The organism is Thiolapillus sp. (genome assembly GCF_048562965.1).
Classification (GTDB): Bacteria; Pseudomonadota; Gammaproteobacteria; order Chromatiales; family Chromatiaceae; genus Thiolapillus; species Thiolapillus brandeum_A.
This window is the reverse complement of sequence record NZ_JBHNMF010000977.1, coordinates 1-1,052: the sequence shown is the minus strand read 5'-3', so window position 1 is coordinate 1,052 and position 1,052 is coordinate 1. Positions and strand designations below refer to the sequence as shown.

The following is a 1,052-nucleotide window of genomic DNA, read 5'->3' as shown; positions in this document are numbered from 1 at the left end:
TGAGCCAGATGTTGATGGAGCAAATCATACAGCCCCGTTCTACCTGGATTAAATTGTTCATATTCAAATAATTAGCAATTTATTGTACATTCTGCTCACTCATCAAAGCGGAGAAGAGCCAACTCAACAGCACATCAAGGAGCCTCAAATGACTTCGACCCCCGCTTTTTCCACCACTGATCGCACCACACTGGAGAAGATCATTTAAGAACATCTATGCGCCCATAAGAGAAATATTGGCTTCAGCGGCCTTTCTTCAGAAGGCACGGTGCTCCGAGCAGGATTTCACCCGTCATCGTGCCTTGCCATTGCCTCAGTTGGTCACCTTGCTGCTTAATCTGCGCAAGGGAACCCATCGGGACGAACCCGACCCATTTTTTGAAACGATCACCGGTGACCCGCTGGCCGGTGCGCCGGTATCGGAAGCGGCTTTCTGCCGTGCCCGGAAAAAGCTCAAGCCCGAAGCGCTGGTTCGATTGAACGATGCCCTGTTAGATTCGGCCAATGAGCAGATTGCACTGCGGCGTTGGCAAGGGTTTCGTGTACTGGCGGTGGATGGCTCTACCGCTCGATTGCCCAATACTCCGGCCATTGCGGATTATTTTGGTAAGCCGCGTGGCAGTGGTGTGCCCCTGGCACGCTTCTCCCGACTCCATGATGTGCTGAATGGGCAAACCATTCAGGCGGACATGGTGCCGTATGCGACCGGTGAGCGTGAGCTGGCCAGTGAGTACCTGCTGTTTTCTCAGCCGGACGACCTGTTCCTTTATGACAGAGGCTACCCGGCCTTTTGGCTGTTTGCCTTTCATGCGGTGGAGCAACGACATTACTGTGCTCGGGTGCGGCAGAATTTTCATTCTGAAGTCCAGGCTTTTGTGCATGATGGCGTCAAGGAGCGTATCGTCTCCCTGACGCCCTGACGCCCTGACGCCCAGTGCGCGGCAGTGTCGCGAGGGCTATCTGCCCACCGAGCCGTTGCAGGCGCGCCTGATCCGAGTGGAGCTGGAGAGTGGCGAGGTCGAAGTGCTGATCACTTCGCTGCTCGATGCCCA

1 protein-coding gene is annotated in these 1,052 nt (G+C 55.1%); it reads left to right on the top strand.

Features of this window, described 5'->3' with window-relative positions:
• The first annotated feature begins 236 nt into the window (after positions 1 to 236).
• Positions 237 to 920: a hypothetical protein gene (locus ACOCD2_RS21610; RefSeq protein WP_419626091.1), complete on the top strand. Its 684-nt coding sequence runs from the start codon at positions 237 to 239 to the stop codon at positions 918 to 920.
• Positions 921 to 1,052 lie beyond the last annotated feature (132 nt).